Origin of the sequence: Corynebacterium durum, from assembly GCF_030408675.1 — a bacterium.
GTDB lineage: Bacteria > Actinomycetota > Actinomycetes > Mycobacteriales > Mycobacteriaceae > Corynebacterium > Corynebacterium durum.
Window position 1 is genome coordinate 919,508 of sequence record NZ_CP047200.1, and the last position, 17,070, is coordinate 936,577.

Consider the following 17,070-nt stretch of genomic DNA (forward strand, 5'->3'; position numbering starts at 1 on the left):
CTGGAGATAAGCACATTTTCCATGCGTGTCATGTAGGCCCACTGCCAGGTACAAAAACACCCCATTTTGGACTGTCCTCGATATCACACCGATCCACCTGAACTTGCGCGGCACTAGCATAATTCGCAGAAAAGGGCTAGTCTGATTTAGGTTAGCTTCCCCTAAATTGAGCAAGGATACGGGATGGATCTGCATATTGCGGGGCCGGTGCTGTTGTGGTGCCATGAAGGAACGGCACTTGTTACCCACTCGACCTCCACAGCACAGCTCATTGCTGGTGACGTGTATTATTCGCCGGAATCGGTCATGGTTGAAGAAAACGGCCTGGTCATCCCCCTGCTGTTCCCCGACATACAGATTTCAGGTTCCGCGCGGCGGGTTCATGTGGGTGTGCGTTGGTCGGATGTGATTGTTCACGAGTTTTCACGCAGCCTCGGCTTGTCCATTCCCGCAATGCGTCCGTCTCCGGCGTTGCTGCGCATCTTTGATGATCCTGTCGCTCTGCCGCCGGTGGCTCAGACTCCTGAGGCGCATGCTGTATCCTGCGCGATTGCAGATAATCCCGCTGATCAGACCGGGCTTGAGGAGTTTGCCCAGCGCCACGGTATTAGCTCGCGCACCCTGCAGCGTCAGTTTGTCAACGGCACAGGTTTCACATTTAGCGAGTGGCGCACAGCCTATCGCGTGCACGCGGCATCGGAACTGCTCTCACTGGGCTTTAGTGTTGCGGTGGTGGCCAATATGGTTGGTTTTGCTGCCACCAGCAGTCTGACCCGCGCTTTTCGACGCCACACCGGTTGCGCACCGTCGAAATACTCGCTGGGGATGACAGGCATGGGAGCTACAGGCGAAGTGCCCCGTATCCCTGGTTGCACGGTTCAGGCGCCGAAGGAGACCATGTCTATATGGGTGTACAAGGGCACGGCTACATTCACTGATGGGGACTTCTGTCGTTTCATGGGCGCGGGGGAGAGCGTGACCATCCTCAAGGATAGCGATGCGCAGCTAGAAGTTGCGGCGCAATCCATTGCCTTGCCCGTGGCCTACGACGGTGTTATGCCAGATCAGCCGGGGTTGAAGGACGTCGTGACATGGTGCCGAGCTCGGTATGAATTGGTGCGAATATTGAATGAGAAAGTAAAATAACTGCGGTCGGGAACTTTTGACATAGCGCGCGCGTTGCACAGTATGTAACGTGCAGTGCTAACAATGAAAGGACATGTATATCGTGCGCAGTAGTAACCCGGTTTTCAGCTCGTTGACGAGCTCCCGCAACAGGAGCGCCTACCAGAATCCGTATCAGCAGATGCCTTATGGCGGTCAGCAGGTTCAAACGTCTGATCGGGCAATGACTGTCGATGACGTGATTGCAAAGACTAGCATCACGCTGGGCATCATCATCACTTTCGCTGTTATTAACTTTGCCATTTCGACTTTTAGCCCGGCGCTGGCTGTGCTGCTTACCATCGTCGGTGGAATCGGTGGCTTTATTACTGTTCTTGTTTCTACTTTTGGCAAGAAATACGGTTCCGCCCCGGTGACCATCATCTACGCTGTGTTTGAGGGCCTGTTTGTCGGTGGTGTTTCGCTACTGTTCACAGGTCTGTTGGGCAACAGCTTGGGTAAGAACATTGACGCTGGTGTGATGATCGGCCAAGCGGTTCTGGGAACCATTGGCGTGTTCATCGGCATGTTGTTCGTGTACAAGACCGGTGCGGTGAAGGTTACTCCGCGGTTTAACCGCATTCTTACCGGCTGCATTATCGGCGTGGTTGTCCTTAGCGTGGGTAACGTGCTGCTGTACATGTTCACCGGCAGTAACCCGCTGACTGATGGCGGCCCGCTGGCGATCGTATTCTCCCTGGTCTGCATCGTGCTGGCTGCGTTGAGCTTCCTACAGGATTTTGATATGGCTGACTCCCTGGTCCGCGCTGGTGCTCCGTCCAAGATGGCGTGGGGCGTGGCTCTTGGTTTGGCTGTGACTCTGGTGTGGCTGTACACCGAGATCCTTCGACTGCTGAGCTACTTCCGCAACTAAAACAACAAACAAAAATCTCCACCCGGTAAAAACCGAGTGGAGATTTTCTTTATGCCAAATTATTGTGCAATGACCTCATTGTTCACAGTGAGTTGGGTGAATGTCATGCCTTGATCGGTTTCGGTGGGTACTCCCATTTTCACCTCAACGTTATTGACTGATTCGATATGACCATCAGCGCAGTTCGGGAGGCAGGTATTGGTTTCCCGGGTTGCTGTCCCCACTGCCTCGGTTGCATCCCAGCGACTCCATGTGATGTTAACCAAGCGGTCGTTATTATCGCCGCAAGCTAGGGCAATATAATTCGGCTGAGTAACGGGGGCACCAGTACAGTCAATGTAGGTAGGAGCTGATCCTGTAGCGGGTGCAGGATGCGCGTTGGATGTCTTGTTTGTTGATGCAGCCGACACTGCGCGGGATGCACCACCTTGTCCTGCGGTCACTGATGTGGCAGTGTCTACGCGTTTATGGGAATCCACCTGGTGTGGTGGAGAACATGAGGCAAGTGTTAGGCCGATAACTGCGCTGACAAGTGCAGTGTACAAAGATGAGCGTTTCATCGTTGATAGGTATCCTTTGCTCACGCCTTTTAGGAGGCTGCACGTGGTGTCGCGGCTTTTTCCGAGTTATAGGGTTCCGCAGACAAGATGGTGACGGTGTTGGTGACACCGTTGGGGGCTGTGTATTCGCGGGTGTCGCCTTCACGTGCACCAAGCACTGCGGCACCCAGCGGAGACTGTTCAGAATAGGTTTCCAGGTCCTTGTTGTCGGACGCTGCGGCGCGGGTGCCGATCAAGAAGGTTTCCTTATCGTTTTCGTCGCCGTTGTAGTAGACGTGCACCACGGATCCGATGTGTGCCACACCTTCTTCGATGCCTGAGCGTTCGGTGGTGGAGTTGGCAAGAATTTCAGAGATCTGCTTGATGCGGGCCTCTTCCTGGTCCTGCATCTCGCGGGCAGCATCGTAACCAGCGTTTTCTTTGAGGTCACCCTCTTCGCGGCGTTCGTTAATTTCAGCTGCGACGACCGGCCGGTGCGCGATGAGTGCGTTGAGCTCATCCTCCAGCTTCTGCTTCGTTTCAGGTGTGATGTACTGCTTCTGCATGTCAGCCATGTGAATACCTTTGCACAATCATGTGGTCAAATAGTGTCAGAATTTTACCATGATCACTTGGAAAGCGGTTTCAGGTAACTCGGCGGGTTGTCGGAACATCCATACACGGTACCCGCAACAGCCACGTCTCGGGTGGGAATGTCCACGGAGAAACGTTTCGTCCGGTCACCACCTGGCTCGATGAGGAATTCTCTGCGCCCAACCTCTGCTTTTCCGTAGTTCAGCGCTGTGATAATGCAGTAGCTGGGGATCTCAACATTGTCGCGGGTGACATCCACGGAGACGGTGAGTGTGCGGTCGTCGATACGCGAAAAGCCTGTGGTGGTGGCGGAGACGGTGGCGGAGGTGACTTTCTGGTAGTACTGGTAAATCACAATTCCAGCGAGAACCACGAACACCACCGCGCCCACGGCGATGAGTTTGCCGACGATAGCGGAGCCTTTCCCAGGCGCAGCGTTGTAGCGTGCGCTGGGTGATGGGGTGGGGGTAGGCGTTGTCATGGTGCGGAAACTTTCATGCCGTGATATGCGTAAACAGTTTAATCATATACATGACGCAATGTAGGGCTAAGATGGCTGGGATAGGTGCCATCTTAGCTCCACATGTACACAGACTGACCTAAGGAAGGACTCGCCCACCGTGAGCGGTTTCCGTCTTCTCGCTATTCATGCCCACCCTGATGATGAAGCAAGCAAGGGTGCAGCAACGATGATTCGTTACGCCCGGGAGGGGAATGAGACGATGGTCGTCACCTGTACAGGTGGTGAGCGTGGCGATATTCTCAACCCGGCCATGAACCGCCCAGGAGTGTTGGAACGCATCCCAGAGATCCGTAAAGAAGAAATGGCTGAGGCCATTCGCCTTCTGGGGGCCAAACACCGCTGGTTGGGTTATGTGGATTCCGGCTTGCCACAAAGCGATCCGTTGGCCGAAAGGGCAGGCAAAGCCGAGCTGCCCGCAGGGTGCTTCGCCCTACAAGACACCGATACAGTGGTGCAGGATCTTGTGCAGGTGATCCGCGAGTTCCGTCCGCATGTGATCATCACCTACGACGAAAACGGCGGCTACCCGCACCCAGATCACCTGAAAGTCCACGAAACATCCATGGTTGCGTGGGATAAAGCAGGTGACCCGGATTATCACCCTGAGCTGGGTAAACCCTGGGCGCCACTCAAGCTGTACTACACCCACGGTTTTATTCGTCAGCGCTTGCAAATGTTCCACGACCTGCTCATTGAGGAAGGCAAAACCAGCCCTTACGCCGAAATCTTGGAACGCTGGAAACCACATCAAGCAGACATCATGGCACGCGTGACCACCCAGGTGCCCTGCGCCGAGTATTTTGATGTGCGTGACGACGTCCTGCGGGCTCATGCCACGCAGATTGACCCCGCCGGAACTTTCTTTGGCACGCCTGTTGACGTACAACAGAAGCTGTGGCCAACCGAAGAATTCGAACTTGCGGCCACCCGGGTTCGGACCTCGATTCCGGAGGATGACCTGTTCGCCGGGATTCCGGCGGACAGCGACGACAACGAGTAGGACACCATGCTGAATGCTGTGGCAGTAAACGTAGTAGCCCAGGCGGAACGATCAGGCCCGTTGGGGCCCGAGTTCGGGAAGGCATCTCCCGTTGGGCTGCTAGTGATCGTGCTGCTTTTCGTGGCGGTTCTCTGCATTGGCTGGGCAGTAACCCGCCGCATTAGGCGCCTGAATCGTCGCCGTGAATTCGCCGAAGCCAATGGCCTCGATGTGTTTGACGTTGCTGCTGTTGATGCGGCAATGGCAGAGCAGGGGTTGGCAGAAGTAGGTAAGAAACGCTTCTTTTAGCTTTCTCATCACAGCGCCTCAGTTACGCGTCCATCACCCGCTACACTAATGAATGTGAATTTTCTGCAAAAGCTCCTCTACCCGGTGTATGAACAACGCTTGCGCCGCGAGTTGAAGGGGCGCCCACACCCCAAGCACATTGCCGTGATGTGTGACGGCAATCGCCGTTGGGCCCGCGAAGCAGGATTCGCTGATGCGAGTCACGGGCATAGGGTGGGGGCTAAGAAAATAGGCGAAATGGTGCGGTGGTGCGAAGACACTGACATTGAACTTGTCACTGTGTACCTTCTGAGCACCGAAAACCTGGGCAGGGAAAGCGACGAACTTGACCTGCTCTTTGACATCATCGCCGACGTTGTTGCAGAACTCGCCGCCCCTGAAACCAACTGCCGCGTGCGGTTGGTCGGACACCTTGATCTTCTGCCGGACAACATTGCACAGCGCCTCCGGGATGCTGTGCGCAATACCGACAACAACACCGGTGTCGCCGTCAATGTTGCCGTGGGCTACGGTGGCCGCCAGGAAATTGTCGATGCTGTGAAAGAACTCATCAAGGAACAAGCCTCACGGGGTGTTGCAGCCGAGGATATTTCCGGCAACGTTGACGTGGACTCCATCTCTCGTCATCTATACACGTCCGGGCAGCCCGACCCGGACTTGGTGATCCGCACCTCTGGTGAGCAGCGCCTTTCTGGTTTCCTTCTCTGGCAGGCCGCGTATTCAGAAATTTGGTTCACAGATACCTATTGGCCTGCATTCCGGCGCATTGACTTTCTCCGAGCCTTACGCGCCTACTCCTCACGAACTCGACGTTTTGGAAAGTAACCCCTTTTTCATGAACAACACCCTGATCTTCTACAACTCTGTCTACGGATCTACTCGGAGCTACGCCGAAGAACTGGCCCGCCGACTGCACACCACAGAGCACGCCCTTGATGACGCACCCGAGTTGCTGGAAAGCAATCCCGAGGCGCAGACGGTCATTGTGCTCTCACCGGTCTACGGCCCGGCAGTTGCTGGGGCTACCTTTATCAAAGACTCCCAACGGTTACTTCAGGGGCGCAGGGTTGCACTCGCATCCGTGGGGATGACGCTTACCGATCATGCCCGCGACAAGGACTCCAGCGCCCGTTTGCTTGGCGACGCTGCGGACGCCACCACCCGCTTTTACCTCCCCGGTCGCCTGTACTATTCGGAAATTTCCCGTGTCCATAAGGGTGTGCTTTGGTCCATCGTCAATATGCTCAAAGGCAAAATCAACCGCAACGCCAACGACAACAACATGATTGACACCTACAACACAGATGTTGATCGCGTTGACTATGCGGAACTCGATGCCATTGCTGAATGGGTGCGCGATTAACTCGAACGGTTAACTCAAACCTTGCGCATTCGTACCCGCTCGACGGAATGATTGTTGGATTTAAACAGCACCAACGATGCACGCACGCGAGTGGGCAGAATATTTTCCACCAGGTTCGGGAGGTTGACGGACTGCCAAATTTCGCGGGCCTCAGCCTCCGCGTGGGCGTCGTCAAGCTCGGCGTAGTGTGAAAAATGCGCGCCGGGCGTGCGGAAAGCGGTTTCACGCAGCTTGAGGAACCGATCAATGTACCAGTGCTCAATGTCCTCGGTGCGGGCATCAACATAGACGCTGAAATCAAATAAGTCGCTGACCATGAGGGTCGGGCCGGTTTGCAGTACATTCAGCCCTTCCACAATGAGAATGTCCGGCTGATCAATAATGACCTTCTCATCGGGGATGCGGTCATAGAGCGTGTGAGAATACACTGGTGCCTCGCACCGTGGTTTGCCGGCCTTGACGTCCGTGACAAACCGGAGCAGTGCGCGCTGATCGTAGCTTTCTGGAAAGCCTTTACGATTCATAATTCCGCGCCGATTTAATTCAGCGGCGGGGTAGAGGAAGCCATCAGTGGTAATTAAATCCACGCGTGGGTGTGATTCCCATCGTTGTAAAAGCACTTGCAGCAAACGTGCTGTGGTGGATTTGCCCACCGCCACCGAGCCCGCCACCCCAATAACAAAAGGAACGTCCTCGACGGGGCTGCCCAAAAACGTGGCCGTTGATGCCATGAGTTCCTGGCGCGCCCGCACCCGCAGGTGGATGAGACGGCTGAGGGGGAGATACACCTCAGAGACCTCGTCCAGGTCAATGCGATCGCCAACACCACGGAGCTTGACCAGCTCTTTTTCAGTCAAGACCTGAGGCATCGAATTCCTCAGGTTGCGCCACTGGTGTCGGTCAAAATCCAGGTATGGGCTGATGTCCTGGGGGCGTGCCGGGCGAACCATAGGAACCATTGTGCATGCGGTGGACGAGTTATAGGGCATTAGGGTGGGGTTAGTTAAGAGGAACTGTGTAATCCAGTGTGTTTAGCGCTACACTATCTGTGCATTCATCAATGTCCCGTGCGCGAGGTCTTGTGGCGGGACTGGCTTTATGAAAGGTAAGGCGGCCACATGTCCGATGCTACCCACAACAATGTCCTGTACCAGCCGCTATCAGCGCTGGACCCCGAGGTGGCCACAGCAATGGCCGGGGAACTTGCCCGTCAGCGCGATACGTTGGAAATGATCGCTTCGGAGAATTTTGTTCCGCGCGCTGTGCTTCAAGCTCAGGGATCTGTACTGACCAACAAATACGCTGAAGGTTACCCGGGACGTAGGTACTACGGTGGCTGTGAAAACGTGGACATCGTGGAGGACTTGGCCATAGCTCGCGCCAAAGACGTCTTCGGTGCCGACTACGCCAACGTTCAGCCGCATGCCGGCGCGCAGGCCAACGCTGCAGTACTCATGGCGTTGGCAAACCCGGGGGAGAAGATCATGGGCCTGTCGTTGGCTCATGGCGGCCACTTGACCCATGGCATGAAGCTGAACTTCTCCGGCAAGCTGTATGAAGTCGCGGCCTACGGCGTTGACCCAGAGACCATGCGTGTGGACATGGATCAAGTAAGGGAGCAAGCACTCGCCGAAAAGCCAGACGTGATCATTGCCGGCTGGTCGGCCTACCCCCGTCACTTGGACTTTGCCGCCTTCCGTTCCATTGCCGATGAGGTTGGTGCGAAACTGTGGGTGGACATGGCCCACTTCGCCGGTTTGGTGGCAGCCGGACTGCACCCCTCTCCGGTACCGCACGCCGATGTGGTATCGACGACCGTGCATAAAACGCTTGGTGGCCCCCGTTCCGGCATGATCCTGGCCAAGGAAGAATGGGCAAAGAAGTTGAACTCGGCGGTCTTCCCGGGCCAGCAGGGCGGTCCGCTCATGCACGCCATCGCTGCTAAAGCCGTGGCCATGAAAATTGCCGGGACTGAGGAGTTTAAGGAGCGTCAGCAGCGCACCCTGGATGGTGCTCGGATTTTGGCCGAACGTCTCACCGCTCAGGATTGCGCGGCAGCCGGTGTGGATGTTCTGACTGGCGGCACTGACGTGCACCTAGTACTTGCTGACCTGCGCAATTCCGATATGAACGGGCAGGAAGCCGAGGATTTGCTGCACGAGGTGGGCATTACCGTCAACCGCAATGCCGTGCCGAACGATCCGCGCCCGCCGATGGTTACTTCTGGGCTGCGCATTGGCACCCCGGCGCTGGCGACGCGCGGCTTCGACGAGGCCGCTTTCACCGAGGTTGCGGACATTATTGGTACCGCATTGGCCGCTGGCAAGGGTGCCGACGTGGAGGCGTTGCGTGCCCGCGTATCGGCCTTGGCCGCGCAGTACCCACTGTATGAGGGCCTTGAGGAGTGGACACTGGTCTAAGTTACTGGGGTGGTGATTCGCGGTAGATTTTCCATGCGCCGCGAATCAACAGGATTTGTAGTGGAACTCGTGCAACAGCTACAGCCTTGGCCAAAGGCGAGCGTGGGGGATTCTGCTGTGTGAGGTAGTTACGCGCCATGTAGATGTTGCCTGGCCACACCCCGAGAAGCAGGGCTGCCGAGAATAAACCTCCGAAGCTGCGGGTGCGGCGGTTGCTTAGTAAGGCAGCCGCGACAAGTTCACACACGCCGGACCCATAGGTCCATGTGCGTTGGCGTCCTGGCAGTTGCTCGGGGACCAACGCATCAAACGTCGCGGGGCGAATAAAGTGCATGACTCCCGCGAAACCGAACAATATGGTGTAGAAATTTTTCACGGTGTCTACGCTACACCGTCGCTGACCTGCGTCAGCAGATGGAAACCTTGGAGGGGCGACGCTGGCGGGTGCGGCGTCGGTAATGTGCGGTAAAAAATAGCCGGTTAGAAGAATAGCTAATAGCAAACTAGCTAAATGTGGCATACTTGTATCCGCGGGGCGATCTGAAGGCCCCTTATTTTGTGGTTTTTCAAATTCTGCAATAGATAAGTGAATGGTGAATCAGGTGATAATGAAATATAGAGCGCTGACCAAGGCGATTGCGCACCTCGTGGTGTGTGCTGGCCTGATCGGGGGATCGTTTCTGGCTGTTCCACATGTTGCTCTGCAGGCTATGGCCCAGACCAAGCCCACACAAGGAACTCAGCATGTTGCGCAGGCCGATGGCAATGCCCCAACCATGGTGATCCTTGATGCCTCAGGGTCGATGCTGGCCCAAGACGTGGACGGGAAAACCCGCATGGCAGCCGCCAAGGAAGCACTCACCGGATTCTTGAACGACGTCCCTGATAATGCCCCACTTGGTCTGATGACCTACGGCACCAAAACCGGCAGCTCCGACGCAGAGAAGGCTGCTGGCTGCAAGGATGTGACGCTGCTGTCCGCGCCGGGTCAACGCACGGCGAAAAGCCTGGTCGGAGATATTCAAGGGATAACTCCGAGAGGCTACACACCCATTGGTTTATCCATTCAACAAGCCGTGCAACAATTGCCCAAGCAGGGGCCGAAGTCCGTGGTACTGGTCTCCGACGGTATTGAAACGTGCGCTCCGCCTCCCGTCTGCGACATTGCCTACGAGTTAAAGCGGGAGCATCCCAACCTGCTGATTCACACGGTGGGCTTCAAGGTTGACGACGCCGCGCGCACCGAACTCAGCTGCGTCGCTCAGGCAACCGGTGGCACCTATACCGATGCTGACAGTGCCGAAGCGTTGCGCAGTACCCTGACCACAGTGACCTTGCGCACTGGCCAGGGCTATCAACTCCCAGCAAAGCGCGTGAAAGCCTCCGCAAACAGCGATGATAAGGTTCCCACGGTAAACGCCGGTCCCGTTGGTCACCCCACACGCGTGACAGTGGAAACCCCGGCGGAAATTAAGGATGAAATTGCGGCAGAGGACTATTACGTGAAGGTCCGCGTGCCGGAAGGCCATCAACTGCATGTCGCCTATACCGCCAAACATCAGGTTGGTTCGGGCGGACTGTTGCCCGGCGGCATCGAGGTTGATACAAAGGTCCAGGATAGTAAAAGCCACCAATGCACGGCCTATGTGAAGCATATTGACTCAAATAATCACATGAACATTCCGCGTTCTGGCGAGATTATTGTCAACCGCAATTCCGGATGCACTGGCGAAGAATATCTGCTGGACTTTTCTGTTGAGCGGAACTTCGGTTTCAAAAGCCCTGTGGAATTTGACACCACAATCGTGGCGGTCCCGCAGCTCAGCGATGTGGGGGATCCCGCTAATAAAGCACAATCACCTGTTCGCAAAGATACTGACCTTGCAGCAATTCCTGCGGTGGGACAACAGCTGGTCACCCCCGGTACCGAGCCGGATAGCGCGCCAAATGTTCCCCCAACATTCCGCTCTGAGATTGTTATTGGTGAAACTCAGTACGTGAAAATCCCGGCCGGTTGGGGCCAGAACCTCAACTTTGAACTTAGCGTTGTTGATGAGGGGCGCGTGGACGATCAGCTCTTCGAAGATGCGGTGAAGGAGTTTGAATTTGCTCTGCTAAATCCCGCCCGAGAAAGCGTGGACTTGATTGGTGCCACCACCTCTGATGTGACGGACGTGAATAAACCGGTACGTTTTGGCACCGCCCGCGCTGTTTCCTTTGCTAATGCCGACCAGCCGAATCCCGCCTGGCTTGCCGGTGATCACTATCTGGCAGTCACACTAGCCAGGAACATTGGCGACAACACCGACGAGAAAACCCTGTCGGTGCCCGTGCGCTACCAGATTGCTTTTGCTCCGGTTGGTGTCGCTGTCGCCGGTCCGATCTTCCCAGATTTCAAGCTGCCGGAAGAAAGCGTATCGACGTCCACCACCTCAGCGTCCTCTGCACCGTCCAACGCCGCCGCGAACGCCGATGTGTCATCCACTAGCGCAACCACACGCCTTGCTATCGGCGTTGCGGTTGTGGGGATTGTTGTCCTTCTAGCCGCAGTATTGGTCGTGACAACGGTGATTCGGCGGCGTCGGTAAGTGAGCTAGCTTGAACGGCTGCTGAGCTGCCCGGACGAATCCACGATTTCGGACAGCTTCGCCTGGCCACCCACGTTGTTCACAGTAATAATGCCCTTAACGGTGCCGTTGTCCAGGATGAACACCAGCCCCACACCATCGGCGTGACTCGAGTTGAGGAGATCGAGGCTGTTGTGCTTCACCTCGGTTTCCTTCTTGCCCACGTTGTCGGTGATTTTGTCGCCCGTTACTTGAGCAGCGATCATTCCTGCGTAGGTGATGTCAGCGTAGTCACCAAGACTGAGATTACTGCTCCCAAACAGGTCTTTCGGTGTGGAGTAGGAATCACCGCTGGACTTGCGTGTGAGGAAGTCTTCAAGATCGTTTTTATCCGCTGTGTCGGCATTCTTGTCCAGCCAGGATTTCACGGCTGAGGAATCGGTGAGGTTCACAAACTGCTGGGCAAGCTGCAGGGCTTGCTCTTCTTGCGCGGCCACCTTGCCAGTTCCAGCCTGCAGGGTAACGGACTGTGTGGCCTGCGTGGACTGGGAGGATGCTGCGGGCGGGGTGTTTGTCGGTTGTGACGCGGTGTTTTGCTGGCCGCCGCACGCGGCGAGGAGGAGAGTGGTAGTGAGGGCGACTGCGCCGACTGCGACGTGCTTAAATGTTGTCATAACATCAAAAAGTAGCAGTAGCACGCCTGCTGAATGAAATTGCATGCCCAAATGACACAAGACACGCCCATGGGTTGGCGTTCTTGAATTAAAGTGCTTGAAGTTCTTACGCTCGTGCATATGGCCAGTTCAGAACACTATTCCATTAAACAAGTGTCGGAAATGTCCGGACTGCCATCGAGCACGTTGCGCTACTACGAAAGCATCGGCATTATCCCCGTGATCTCCCGTGATTCGAGTAGTAAACAGCGTGTATACAGCGAGGATGATCTTGGTTTTATCAAGAATGTTGCGTGCTTGTATGGCCTTGGATTGTCCATCACAGACATGCGCGACTACCTCACCAATATGGCCGGTGCCACCCCGGTACACGCCCATAATCAGGTCGCGTTGTTGCAGCGGCAGGCTGAAACCCTGGAGGAAGAGGCCGCGCTGTTGGAATCGCGGCGTCGATACGTGGCGGCAAAAGTCGCCTATTGGCAGGCCGTAGAGGCGGGCGACCAGGAAACGCTGGCCAGTGCTGATGAGGAATCCAGGCGGCGTTCCGCCGACCTACGGCAAGCAATTCATACCATGAGTAAAAGGAAAGATAATGAAGACAGCGATATTTAAAAAGCCCGGCCTGATTGCCGTTGAGGACCACCCTAAGCCCACCATTCAGCAGCCCACTGACGCTGTGATGCGCGTGGTTCGAGCCTGCGTGTGTGGCAGTGACCTGTGGTATTACCGGGGCGACTCCGAGCATGGCCAGGACGCCATCGGCCACGAGGCTATCGGTGTGGTGGAGGAAATCGGTGACGATGTGACCACCATGAAACCCGGTGACCTGGTGATCGTGCCCTTCGCCTTCAGCGACAACACCTGCCCACACTGCGAAAACGGCGTCCAGACCGCCTGCCAGAACGGTGGCTTCTTCGGTGCCGGAGAACCCGGCAACGGCTGCCAGGCCGAATACGTGCGCATTCAGCAGGCCGATGGTACGGCCGTTGTGGTCCCCGCCGGTAATTACAGTGACGAACAGCTCGCGTCCTTCCTCGCTCTCACAGACGTTATGGGCACCGGCTACCACGCTGCTGTTGCCGCTGGTGTGAAACCCGGCAGCACGGTGGCTGTGGTTGGTGACGGCGCGGTTGGTCTGGCTGGCGTGCTCTCCGCCAAGCTGCTCGGTGCCACGCGCATCATTGCCATGAGCCGTCACGAATCCCGCCAGAAGCTAGCCACCAGGTGGGGCGCCACCGATATTGTTGCCTCCCGCGGGGATGACGCTGTTGCTGAGGTCATGCAGTTCACAGACGGCATTGGTGTTGACGCCGTGCTGGAATGCGTGGGAAGCAAAGATGCCACCGAAACCGCTTTTGCTATTGCTCGACCCGGCGCGATTGTTGGTCGTGTTGGTCTGCCCCATGAAGCCCCGATTGATGAGGTGGGAACCTTCTTCCGCAATGTAGGTACCCGTGGCGGCCCTGCACCGGTCCGCGAGTACTTGCCGGAGTTGCTGCGCGCCACCCTCGCCGGGGAGATTAACCCCGGTGAGGTTTTCGACTACGAAACCGACCTGGATCACATCGACGAGGCATACCAGGCCATGGACAGCCGCCGCGCCATTAAGGCACTCATTCGTGTGAGCGAGGTGTAGAAAGAAAGGCTGCGCTTTGGGACAGTTTCTTCAAAATAGTCGACAGTGACTATTTCCCCAGGTTCCGAAGCTCTTTCCCTCGCTGTTCTTCACGCTTTTCAGCCATCGCGGTGCGTGCTGCACGTAGCCAATCGGGTTGGTTTTCCAGCAGGGCTTTGATGTCTGCTGTGGTCAGGGGCTTGTCCAAGTCGTTGCGTTTGAGGGCGGCGATGGTGATGCCGAGCTTCTGGGCGACCACGGGGCGTGGGTGGGGGCCGTTGCGGCGGAGGTTGGTAAGCCATTCCGGCGGGTTGCTTTGTAGTTCGACAAATTCTTGGTGGGTGAGTGCCGTATTTTGGAACTCCTCTGGCGTGGCCGGCAGGTAGATTCCGAGTTTCTTGGCCGCTGTCTGGGGTTTCATTGCGGTGCCGGATGGGGTGCGTGCAGATTCTTCGTTCACTCCTCAACGGTAACATCTTCTGCATGAGCCTCACGATCGCCTACGTCAAGGGCACAGCTCCCGGCAAATGGCTGACACGGTTTGCGGAACGGACTGGGCACGGCGCGTTGCATAGTTTTGAGTCGCGTGACCCGTTTCCACTGCTTACCGACGCCCCGACTGACCGCACTCGCCCCGATCTTGCGCTGGTCCGCCTCCCGGATCGGCGAGTGGATGAGCGTTTTCATGTGGTGCGTTTGTACGAGGAGCAACCGGGTGTGGCAGTGCCGAAGGATAGTGAACTGACTCTTCTGGACGAACTTTCGGCAGCTGATCTTGAGGATCAGCACGTTAATTACGCCCCTGATGAGCACAATGAGGTGGATGTGTCGGCGGTGTTCGATGCTCTTGACGTGGTGGCGGCAAACGTGGGGGTTGCTTTCGCGCCCAGACCGCTTTTGCGGTCGATAAACAACAAGTCCACGGCCCACCGGGACTATGTGGATGGCCAACCCACCAGTATCGCGTTGGTGTGGTTGAAGGATAAGGATAGCGATGCGATCCAGGATTTCGTGGGGATCGCGAAGGGGCGCACAGCCAACACGTCCAGGCAGGCCGTGCCTAAGCGAACAGCGAAGGAAAAAGCTGCTGCAAAGAAAGCAGCGCGAGCGAACAACCAGCGGAAGGTCGGTCGCCCTGCGCGTCGGAGGGGGCGTCGATAAGCGATGCGTTAGGAGATGGTGTCCTTGAGGTTGTCTTCACGCACAAAGATGAGGACTACAGCAGACACCAGCGCCAACGGCACCAGCATCAGGAATACTGGGGTGAGGGCATCGTTGTAGGCATAGTCGATGGCCAGGCGCAGCGGTTCCGGCAGGTGAGTGACGGTGGCCGGGGTGAGCCGGGACGTGCCGGAAGCGAGCATGTCTTTGTAGTTTGCGGCGCCGGCACCCAACTCTTGGATTGCTGCGGGCATGCGGGTGGCCAGCTGGTCGCGCAGATTGGCCACAAAAATGCCGCCCACCAGCGCAGAGCCGATCGCGCCGCCGATTTGCCGGAAGAAATTGTTTGCTGCGGTGGCGGTGCCAACCACGGCGATGGGGAAGGAGTTCTGCACAATCAGCACCAGAATCTGCATGGCGTTACCCACACCGAAGCCCAAGAGGAATAGGTACAGTCCAATGACAACCAAGCTGGTGTCGGGTTCCAGGGTGGATAGCAGTGCCAATGCTGCTGCGGTGGCGATCATGCCAATGATGGGGTAGTGCTTGTATTTGCCGGTGCGGGAGACGATGCCGCCCACGATGGTGGAGGTGCCCATGACACCGAGCATCATGGGGGTCATCATCAGACCAGCGGTGGTGGGGGACATGGCATGCACCATCTGCAGGTAGGTGGGCAGATAAGACATGGAACCGAACATGAATATGCCCACAGCCAGACCCACGGACGTGGTGAGTACGAAATTACGGTTGGCAAAAAACGTCATGGGAATCAGCGGATCCTCAGCACGCAGTTCCACCAGCACAAATACGGCGGCAAACACAACGGCGGTGATGCCAAGGCTAATGATCTGGGGGCTGGTCCAGTCGTATTCGTTGCCGCCCCAGGTCACTGTGAGAATGAGGCTGGTGGTGGCAACGATCATGGTGAGGATGCCCAGCCAGTCCATCGTCAGTTTTTTCTCGCGCGCCGGGACACGCAGCACCAGGGCAGCAACAATAATCGTGACAATGCCGATCGGAACGTTGAGCCACAGGCCCCAACGCCAGCCGGGGCCGTCGGTAAACCAACCACCTAGTACCGGGCCGAGCACCGAGGAGACACCAAACACGGCACCGATGATGCCCATGTATTTGCCACGCTCACGGGCGGAAACCACGTCAGCCGTGATGGCCTGCGAGAGGATCATCATGCCGCCAGCGGAAGTACCCTGAATCGCGCGGGCGACAATCAGTACCGTCATGGACGTGGCCAGGCCGCCGAGCAGGGAACCCACCACAAAACCCGTAAGTGTGCCAAGGAATAAACCTTTTCGGCCAATTTGGTCGCCCAGCTTGCCGAACAGCGGCAGGGAAATCGTCTCACCCAGCAGATATGCGGTAATCACCCATGTCATGTGGTCCACGCCGCCGAGTTCTCCGACGATGGTGGGGAGTGCGGCCGAGAATACGGTTTGCCCCAACGAACTCAGCAACATGGCCAGCATCAGTGCCGTGAAAATCAACGGCAAGCGTGGGCGATGTTCTGCGGTGTGAGGGGGAGTTGGTGTGGAGCTTTGCGTGGGGGTGGGGTCAGAAATGGTCTGAGTCATGAGTTATTTCTTCTTTTTTAGTAGGTTTTTCCAGGAGTTCGGTGATGTTTGTCAGCGCATCTCGACAGCTTTGTCTGAGACCTTCCATCAGCGTTGCACCGGGGGGAGAACTGCTGTGAATCCAGTTGTGCATGCCTAACTGCATGGCGCTGGACATGATGCTCACCAAGGTCAATGCTTCCGTTTCTACGGTCTGGTTAGGCAGTCGGCGGGCATCGGGCCATTGTTCGAAATAGGCCACAAGCAGACGCATTGCGGATTTTCGCACGTTGTGGAACTGCACCAGTTGCTGGGCTTGTCGCTCTGGGTGCTTCAACGCAATACACTTACGACGCCGCAGAATGTCGCCCATCCTGGGGTCCTCGCGGTTCAAGTAGGGGTCAAGCAGTCTGCTGCTGAGGGCGATAAGAGCTTCCAGGACGTCCTCATGGCGGTTTTCGCAAAAAACAGCGATCTCTCGCTCGCCGATTTCTTTGGGGGCTGCGCCGAACACGGCGCATTCCTTGGAATCTACATAGTTGAAGAAGGTGCGCCGCGAAATACCTGCTGCTTGGCAGATGTCTTCAACGGTGACGGCATCAAATCCATGGTCCATTACTAACCGGGTGGCGTGATCAGTAATGGACATGTGTGTGGCAAGGCGTTTCGCCTCGCGCAGGGATAGTTTTTCCTCACTCACGTAAAGTAAACCTAGTG

At 56.6% G+C, this 17,070-nt stretch carries 20 protein-coding genes; 11 read left to right on the forward strand and 9 right to left on the reverse strand.

Going from position 1 to position 17,070, the window contains the following annotated elements; genetic code table 11:
* Positions 1-183: 183 nt before the first annotated feature.
* Together CDUR_RS04355 and CDUR_RS04360 are read left to right on the forward strand one after the other, a co-directional pair.
* Positions 184-1,146: a helix-turn-helix domain-containing protein gene (locus CDUR_RS04355; RefSeq protein WP_179417276.1), complete on the forward strand. Its 963-nt coding sequence runs from the start codon at positions 184-186 to the stop codon at positions 1,144-1,146.
* 82 nt (positions 1,147-1,228) lie between these two features.
* Complete coding sequence (locus tag CDUR_RS04360) at positions 1,229-2,038, forward strand: Bax inhibitor-1/YccA family protein (protein ID WP_179417277.1); 810 nt, start codon at positions 1,229-1,231, stop codon at positions 2,036-2,038.
* A 59-nt stretch (positions 2,039-2,097) separates the two neighbouring features.
* On the opposite strand, the gene CDUR_RS04365 is transcribed toward CDUR_RS04360, so the two are convergent.
* Genes CDUR_RS04365 through CDUR_RS04375 form a run of 3 tightly spaced genes read right to left on the reverse strand, consistent with a single transcriptional unit; the run spans position 2,098 to position 3,652 of the window.
* Positions 2,098-2,598 carry a hypothetical protein gene (locus tag CDUR_RS04365; protein ID WP_179417278.1) on the reverse strand — a complete coding sequence of 167 codons (501 nt, stop codon included), beginning with the start codon at positions 2,596-2,598 and terminating at the stop codon, positions 2,098-2,100.
* A 29-nt stretch (positions 2,599-2,627) separates the two neighbouring features.
* Positions 2,628-3,152 carry a transcription elongation factor GreA gene (gene greA, locus CDUR_RS04370; RefSeq protein ID WP_006061761.1) on the reverse strand — a complete coding sequence of 175 codons (525 nt, stop codon included), beginning with the start codon at positions 3,150-3,152 and terminating at the stop codon, positions 2,628-2,630.
* Between the two features lie 53 nt (positions 3,153-3,205).
* Positions 3,206-3,652, reverse strand: coding sequence for a DUF4307 domain-containing protein (locus CDUR_RS04375; RefSeq protein ID WP_006061762.1), 447 nt, complete (start codon positions 3,650-3,652; stop codon positions 3,206-3,208).
* Positions 3,653-3,791: 139 nt separating this feature from the next.
* Here CDUR_RS04375 and mca point away from each other — a divergent pair, with 139 nt between their 5' ends.
* Genes mca through CDUR_RS04395 form a run of 4 tightly spaced genes read left to right on the forward strand, consistent with a single transcriptional unit; the run spans position 3,792 to position 6,345 of the window.
* Positions 3,792-4,694 carry a mycothiol conjugate amidase Mca gene (mca, locus tag CDUR_RS04380; RefSeq protein WP_179417279.1) on the forward strand — a complete coding sequence of 301 codons (903 nt, stop codon included), beginning with the start codon at positions 3,792-3,794 and terminating at the stop codon, positions 4,692-4,694.
* A gap of 6 nt (positions 4,695-4,700) precedes the next feature.
* Positions 4,701-4,982, forward strand: a complete 282-nt coding sequence (locus CDUR_RS04385) for a hypothetical protein (protein ID WP_006061764.1) — start codon at positions 4,701-4,703, stop codon at positions 4,980-4,982.
* A gap of 48 nt (positions 4,983-5,030) precedes the next feature.
* Positions 5,031-5,807 (forward strand): isoprenyl transferase, encoded by a 777-nt coding sequence (locus CDUR_RS04390; RefSeq protein WP_006061765.1) that lies wholly within the window; start codon positions 5,031-5,033, stop codon positions 5,805-5,807.
* Positions 5,808-5,817: 10 nt separating this feature from the next.
* Positions 5,818-6,345: a flavodoxin domain-containing protein gene (locus CDUR_RS04395; RefSeq protein WP_179417280.1), complete on the forward strand. Its 528-nt coding sequence runs from the start codon at positions 5,818-5,820 to the stop codon at positions 6,343-6,345.
* Between the two features lie 14 nt (positions 6,346-6,359).
* Here the strand turns inward: CDUR_RS04395 and coaA are convergent, their stop codons facing one another.
* Positions 6,360-7,304, reverse strand: coding sequence for a type I pantothenate kinase (coaA, locus tag CDUR_RS04400; protein ID WP_179417281.1), 945 nt, complete (start codon positions 7,302-7,304; stop codon positions 6,360-6,362).
* Between the two features lie 159 nt (positions 7,305-7,463).
* Here coaA and glyA point away from each other — a divergent pair, with 159 nt between their 5' ends.
* Entirely contained in the window at positions 7,464-8,765 is a 1,302-nt protein-coding gene (gene glyA / locus CDUR_RS04405; protein ID WP_060995924.1) for a serine hydroxymethyltransferase, read from the forward strand.
* A gap of 1 nt (position 8,766) precedes the next feature.
* Here glyA and CDUR_RS04410 read toward each other — a convergent pair whose 3' ends face one another.
* Entirely contained in the window at positions 8,767-9,141 is a 375-nt protein-coding gene (locus CDUR_RS04410; RefSeq protein WP_179417282.1) for a DoxX family protein, read from the reverse strand.
* Between the two features lie 232 nt (positions 9,142-9,373).
* Here CDUR_RS04410 and CDUR_RS04415 point away from each other — a divergent pair, with 232 nt between their 5' ends.
* Positions 9,374-11,353 carry a vWA domain-containing protein gene (locus CDUR_RS04415; RefSeq protein WP_179417283.1) on the forward strand — a complete coding sequence of 660 codons (1,980 nt, stop codon included), beginning with the start codon at positions 9,374-9,376 and terminating at the stop codon, positions 11,351-11,353.
* Positions 11,354-11,358: 5 nt separating this feature from the next.
* Here the strand turns inward: CDUR_RS04415 and CDUR_RS04420 are convergent, their stop codons facing one another.
* The gene (locus CDUR_RS04420) at positions 11,359-12,006 is read right to left on the reverse strand and encodes a hypothetical protein (protein ID WP_179417284.1); all 648 of its coding nucleotides are present in this window, start codon (positions 12,004-12,006) and stop codon (positions 11,359-11,361) included.
* A 120-nt stretch (positions 12,007-12,126) separates the two neighbouring features.
* Here CDUR_RS04420 and CDUR_RS04425 point away from each other — a divergent pair, with 120 nt between their 5' ends.
* The gene (locus CDUR_RS04425) at positions 12,127-12,618 is read left to right on the forward strand and encodes a MerR family transcriptional regulator (RefSeq protein ID WP_179417285.1); all 492 of its coding nucleotides are present in this window, start codon (positions 12,127-12,129) and stop codon (positions 12,616-12,618) included.
* The gene (locus CDUR_RS04430) at positions 12,599-13,642 is read left to right on the forward strand and encodes a zinc-dependent alcohol dehydrogenase family protein (RefSeq protein ID WP_179417286.1); all 1,044 of its coding nucleotides are present in this window, start codon (positions 12,599-12,601) and stop codon (positions 13,640-13,642) included. Before CDUR_RS04425 ends, CDUR_RS04430 begins: the two co-directional genes overlap by 20 nt.
* Positions 13,643-13,691: 49 nt before the next feature.
* Here CDUR_RS04430 and CDUR_RS04435 read toward each other — a convergent pair whose 3' ends face one another.
* Entirely contained in the window at positions 13,692-14,042 is a 351-nt protein-coding gene (locus tag CDUR_RS04435) for a DUF5997 family protein (RefSeq protein ID WP_179419021.1), read from the reverse strand.
* Positions 14,043-14,104: 62 nt separating this feature from the next.
* Between CDUR_RS04435 and CDUR_RS04440 the strand changes: the two genes are divergently transcribed.
* Positions 14,105-14,782 (forward strand): LysR family transcriptional regulator substrate-binding protein, encoded by a 678-nt coding sequence (locus CDUR_RS04440; RefSeq protein ID WP_179417287.1) that lies wholly within the window; start codon positions 14,105-14,107, stop codon positions 14,780-14,782.
* Between the two features lie 8 nt (positions 14,783-14,790).
* On the opposite strand, the gene CDUR_RS04445 is transcribed toward CDUR_RS04440, so the two are convergent.
* A complete protein-coding gene (locus CDUR_RS04445; protein WP_179417288.1) occupies positions 14,791-16,374 on the reverse strand; it encodes an MDR family MFS transporter in 1,584 nt (527 codons plus the stop codon).
* Positions 16,355-17,053, reverse strand: a complete 699-nt coding sequence (locus CDUR_RS04450; RefSeq protein WP_179417289.1) for a TetR family transcriptional regulator — start codon at positions 17,051-17,053, stop codon at positions 16,355-16,357. Before CDUR_RS04450 ends, CDUR_RS04445 begins: the two co-directional genes overlap by 20 nt.
* Positions 17,054-17,070: the final 17 nt, after the last annotated feature.

Excerpts from the sequence above, each read along its gene's own strand:
- coaA (WP_179417281.1), bottom strand. The coding sequence starts at position 7,304 with ATGGTTCCTATGGTTCGCCCGGCACGCCCCCAGGACATCAGCCCATAC.
- CDUR_RS04365 (WP_179417278.1), bottom strand. The coding sequence starts at position 2,598 with ATGAAACGCTCATCTTTGTACACTGCACTTGTCAGCGCAGTTATCGGC.
- CDUR_RS04445 (WP_179417288.1), bottom strand. The coding sequence starts at position 16,374 with ATGACTCAGACCATTTCTGACCCCACCCCCACGCAAAGCTCCACACCA.
- CDUR_RS04420 (WP_179417284.1), bottom strand. The coding sequence starts at position 12,006 with ATGACAACATTTAAGCACGTCGCAGTCGGCGCAGTCGCCCTCACTACC.
- glyA (WP_060995924.1), top strand. The coding sequence starts at position 7,464 with ATGTCCGATGCTACCCACAACAATGTCCTGTACCAGCCGCTATCAGCG.
- CDUR_RS04395 (WP_179417280.1), top strand. The coding sequence starts at position 5,818 with ATGAACAACACCCTGATCTTCTACAACTCTGTCTACGGATCTACTCGG.
- CDUR_RS04440 (WP_179417287.1), top strand. The coding sequence starts at position 14,105 with ATGAGCCTCACGATCGCCTACGTCAAGGGCACAGCTCCCGGCAAATGG.
- CDUR_RS04435 (WP_179419021.1), bottom strand. The coding sequence starts at position 14,042 with ATGAAACCCCAGACAGCGGCCAAGAAACTCGGAATCTACCTGCCGGCC.
- CDUR_RS04385 (WP_006061764.1), top strand. The coding sequence starts at position 4,701 with ATGCTGAATGCTGTGGCAGTAAACGTAGTAGCCCAGGCGGAACGATCA.
- CDUR_RS04375 (WP_006061762.1), bottom strand. The coding sequence starts at position 3,652 with ATGACAACGCCTACCCCCACCCCATCACCCAGCGCACGCTACAACGCT.
- greA (WP_006061761.1), bottom strand. The coding sequence starts at position 3,152 with ATGGCTGACATGCAGAAGCAGTACATCACACCTGAAACGAAGCAGAAG.
- CDUR_RS04390 (WP_006061765.1), top strand. The coding sequence starts at position 5,031 with ATGAATGTGAATTTTCTGCAAAAGCTCCTCTACCCGGTGTATGAACAA.
- CDUR_RS04430 (WP_179417286.1), top strand. The coding sequence starts at position 12,599 with ATGAAGACAGCGATATTTAAAAAGCCCGGCCTGATTGCCGTTGAGGAC.
- CDUR_RS04415 (WP_179417283.1), top strand. The coding sequence starts at position 9,374 with ATGAAATATAGAGCGCTGACCAAGGCGATTGCGCACCTCGTGGTGTGT.
- CDUR_RS04425 (WP_179417285.1), top strand. The coding sequence starts at position 12,127 with ATGGCCAGTTCAGAACACTATTCCATTAAACAAGTGTCGGAAATGTCC.
- CDUR_RS04355 (WP_179417276.1), top strand. The coding sequence starts at position 184 with ATGGATCTGCATATTGCGGGGCCGGTGCTGTTGTGGTGCCATGAAGGA.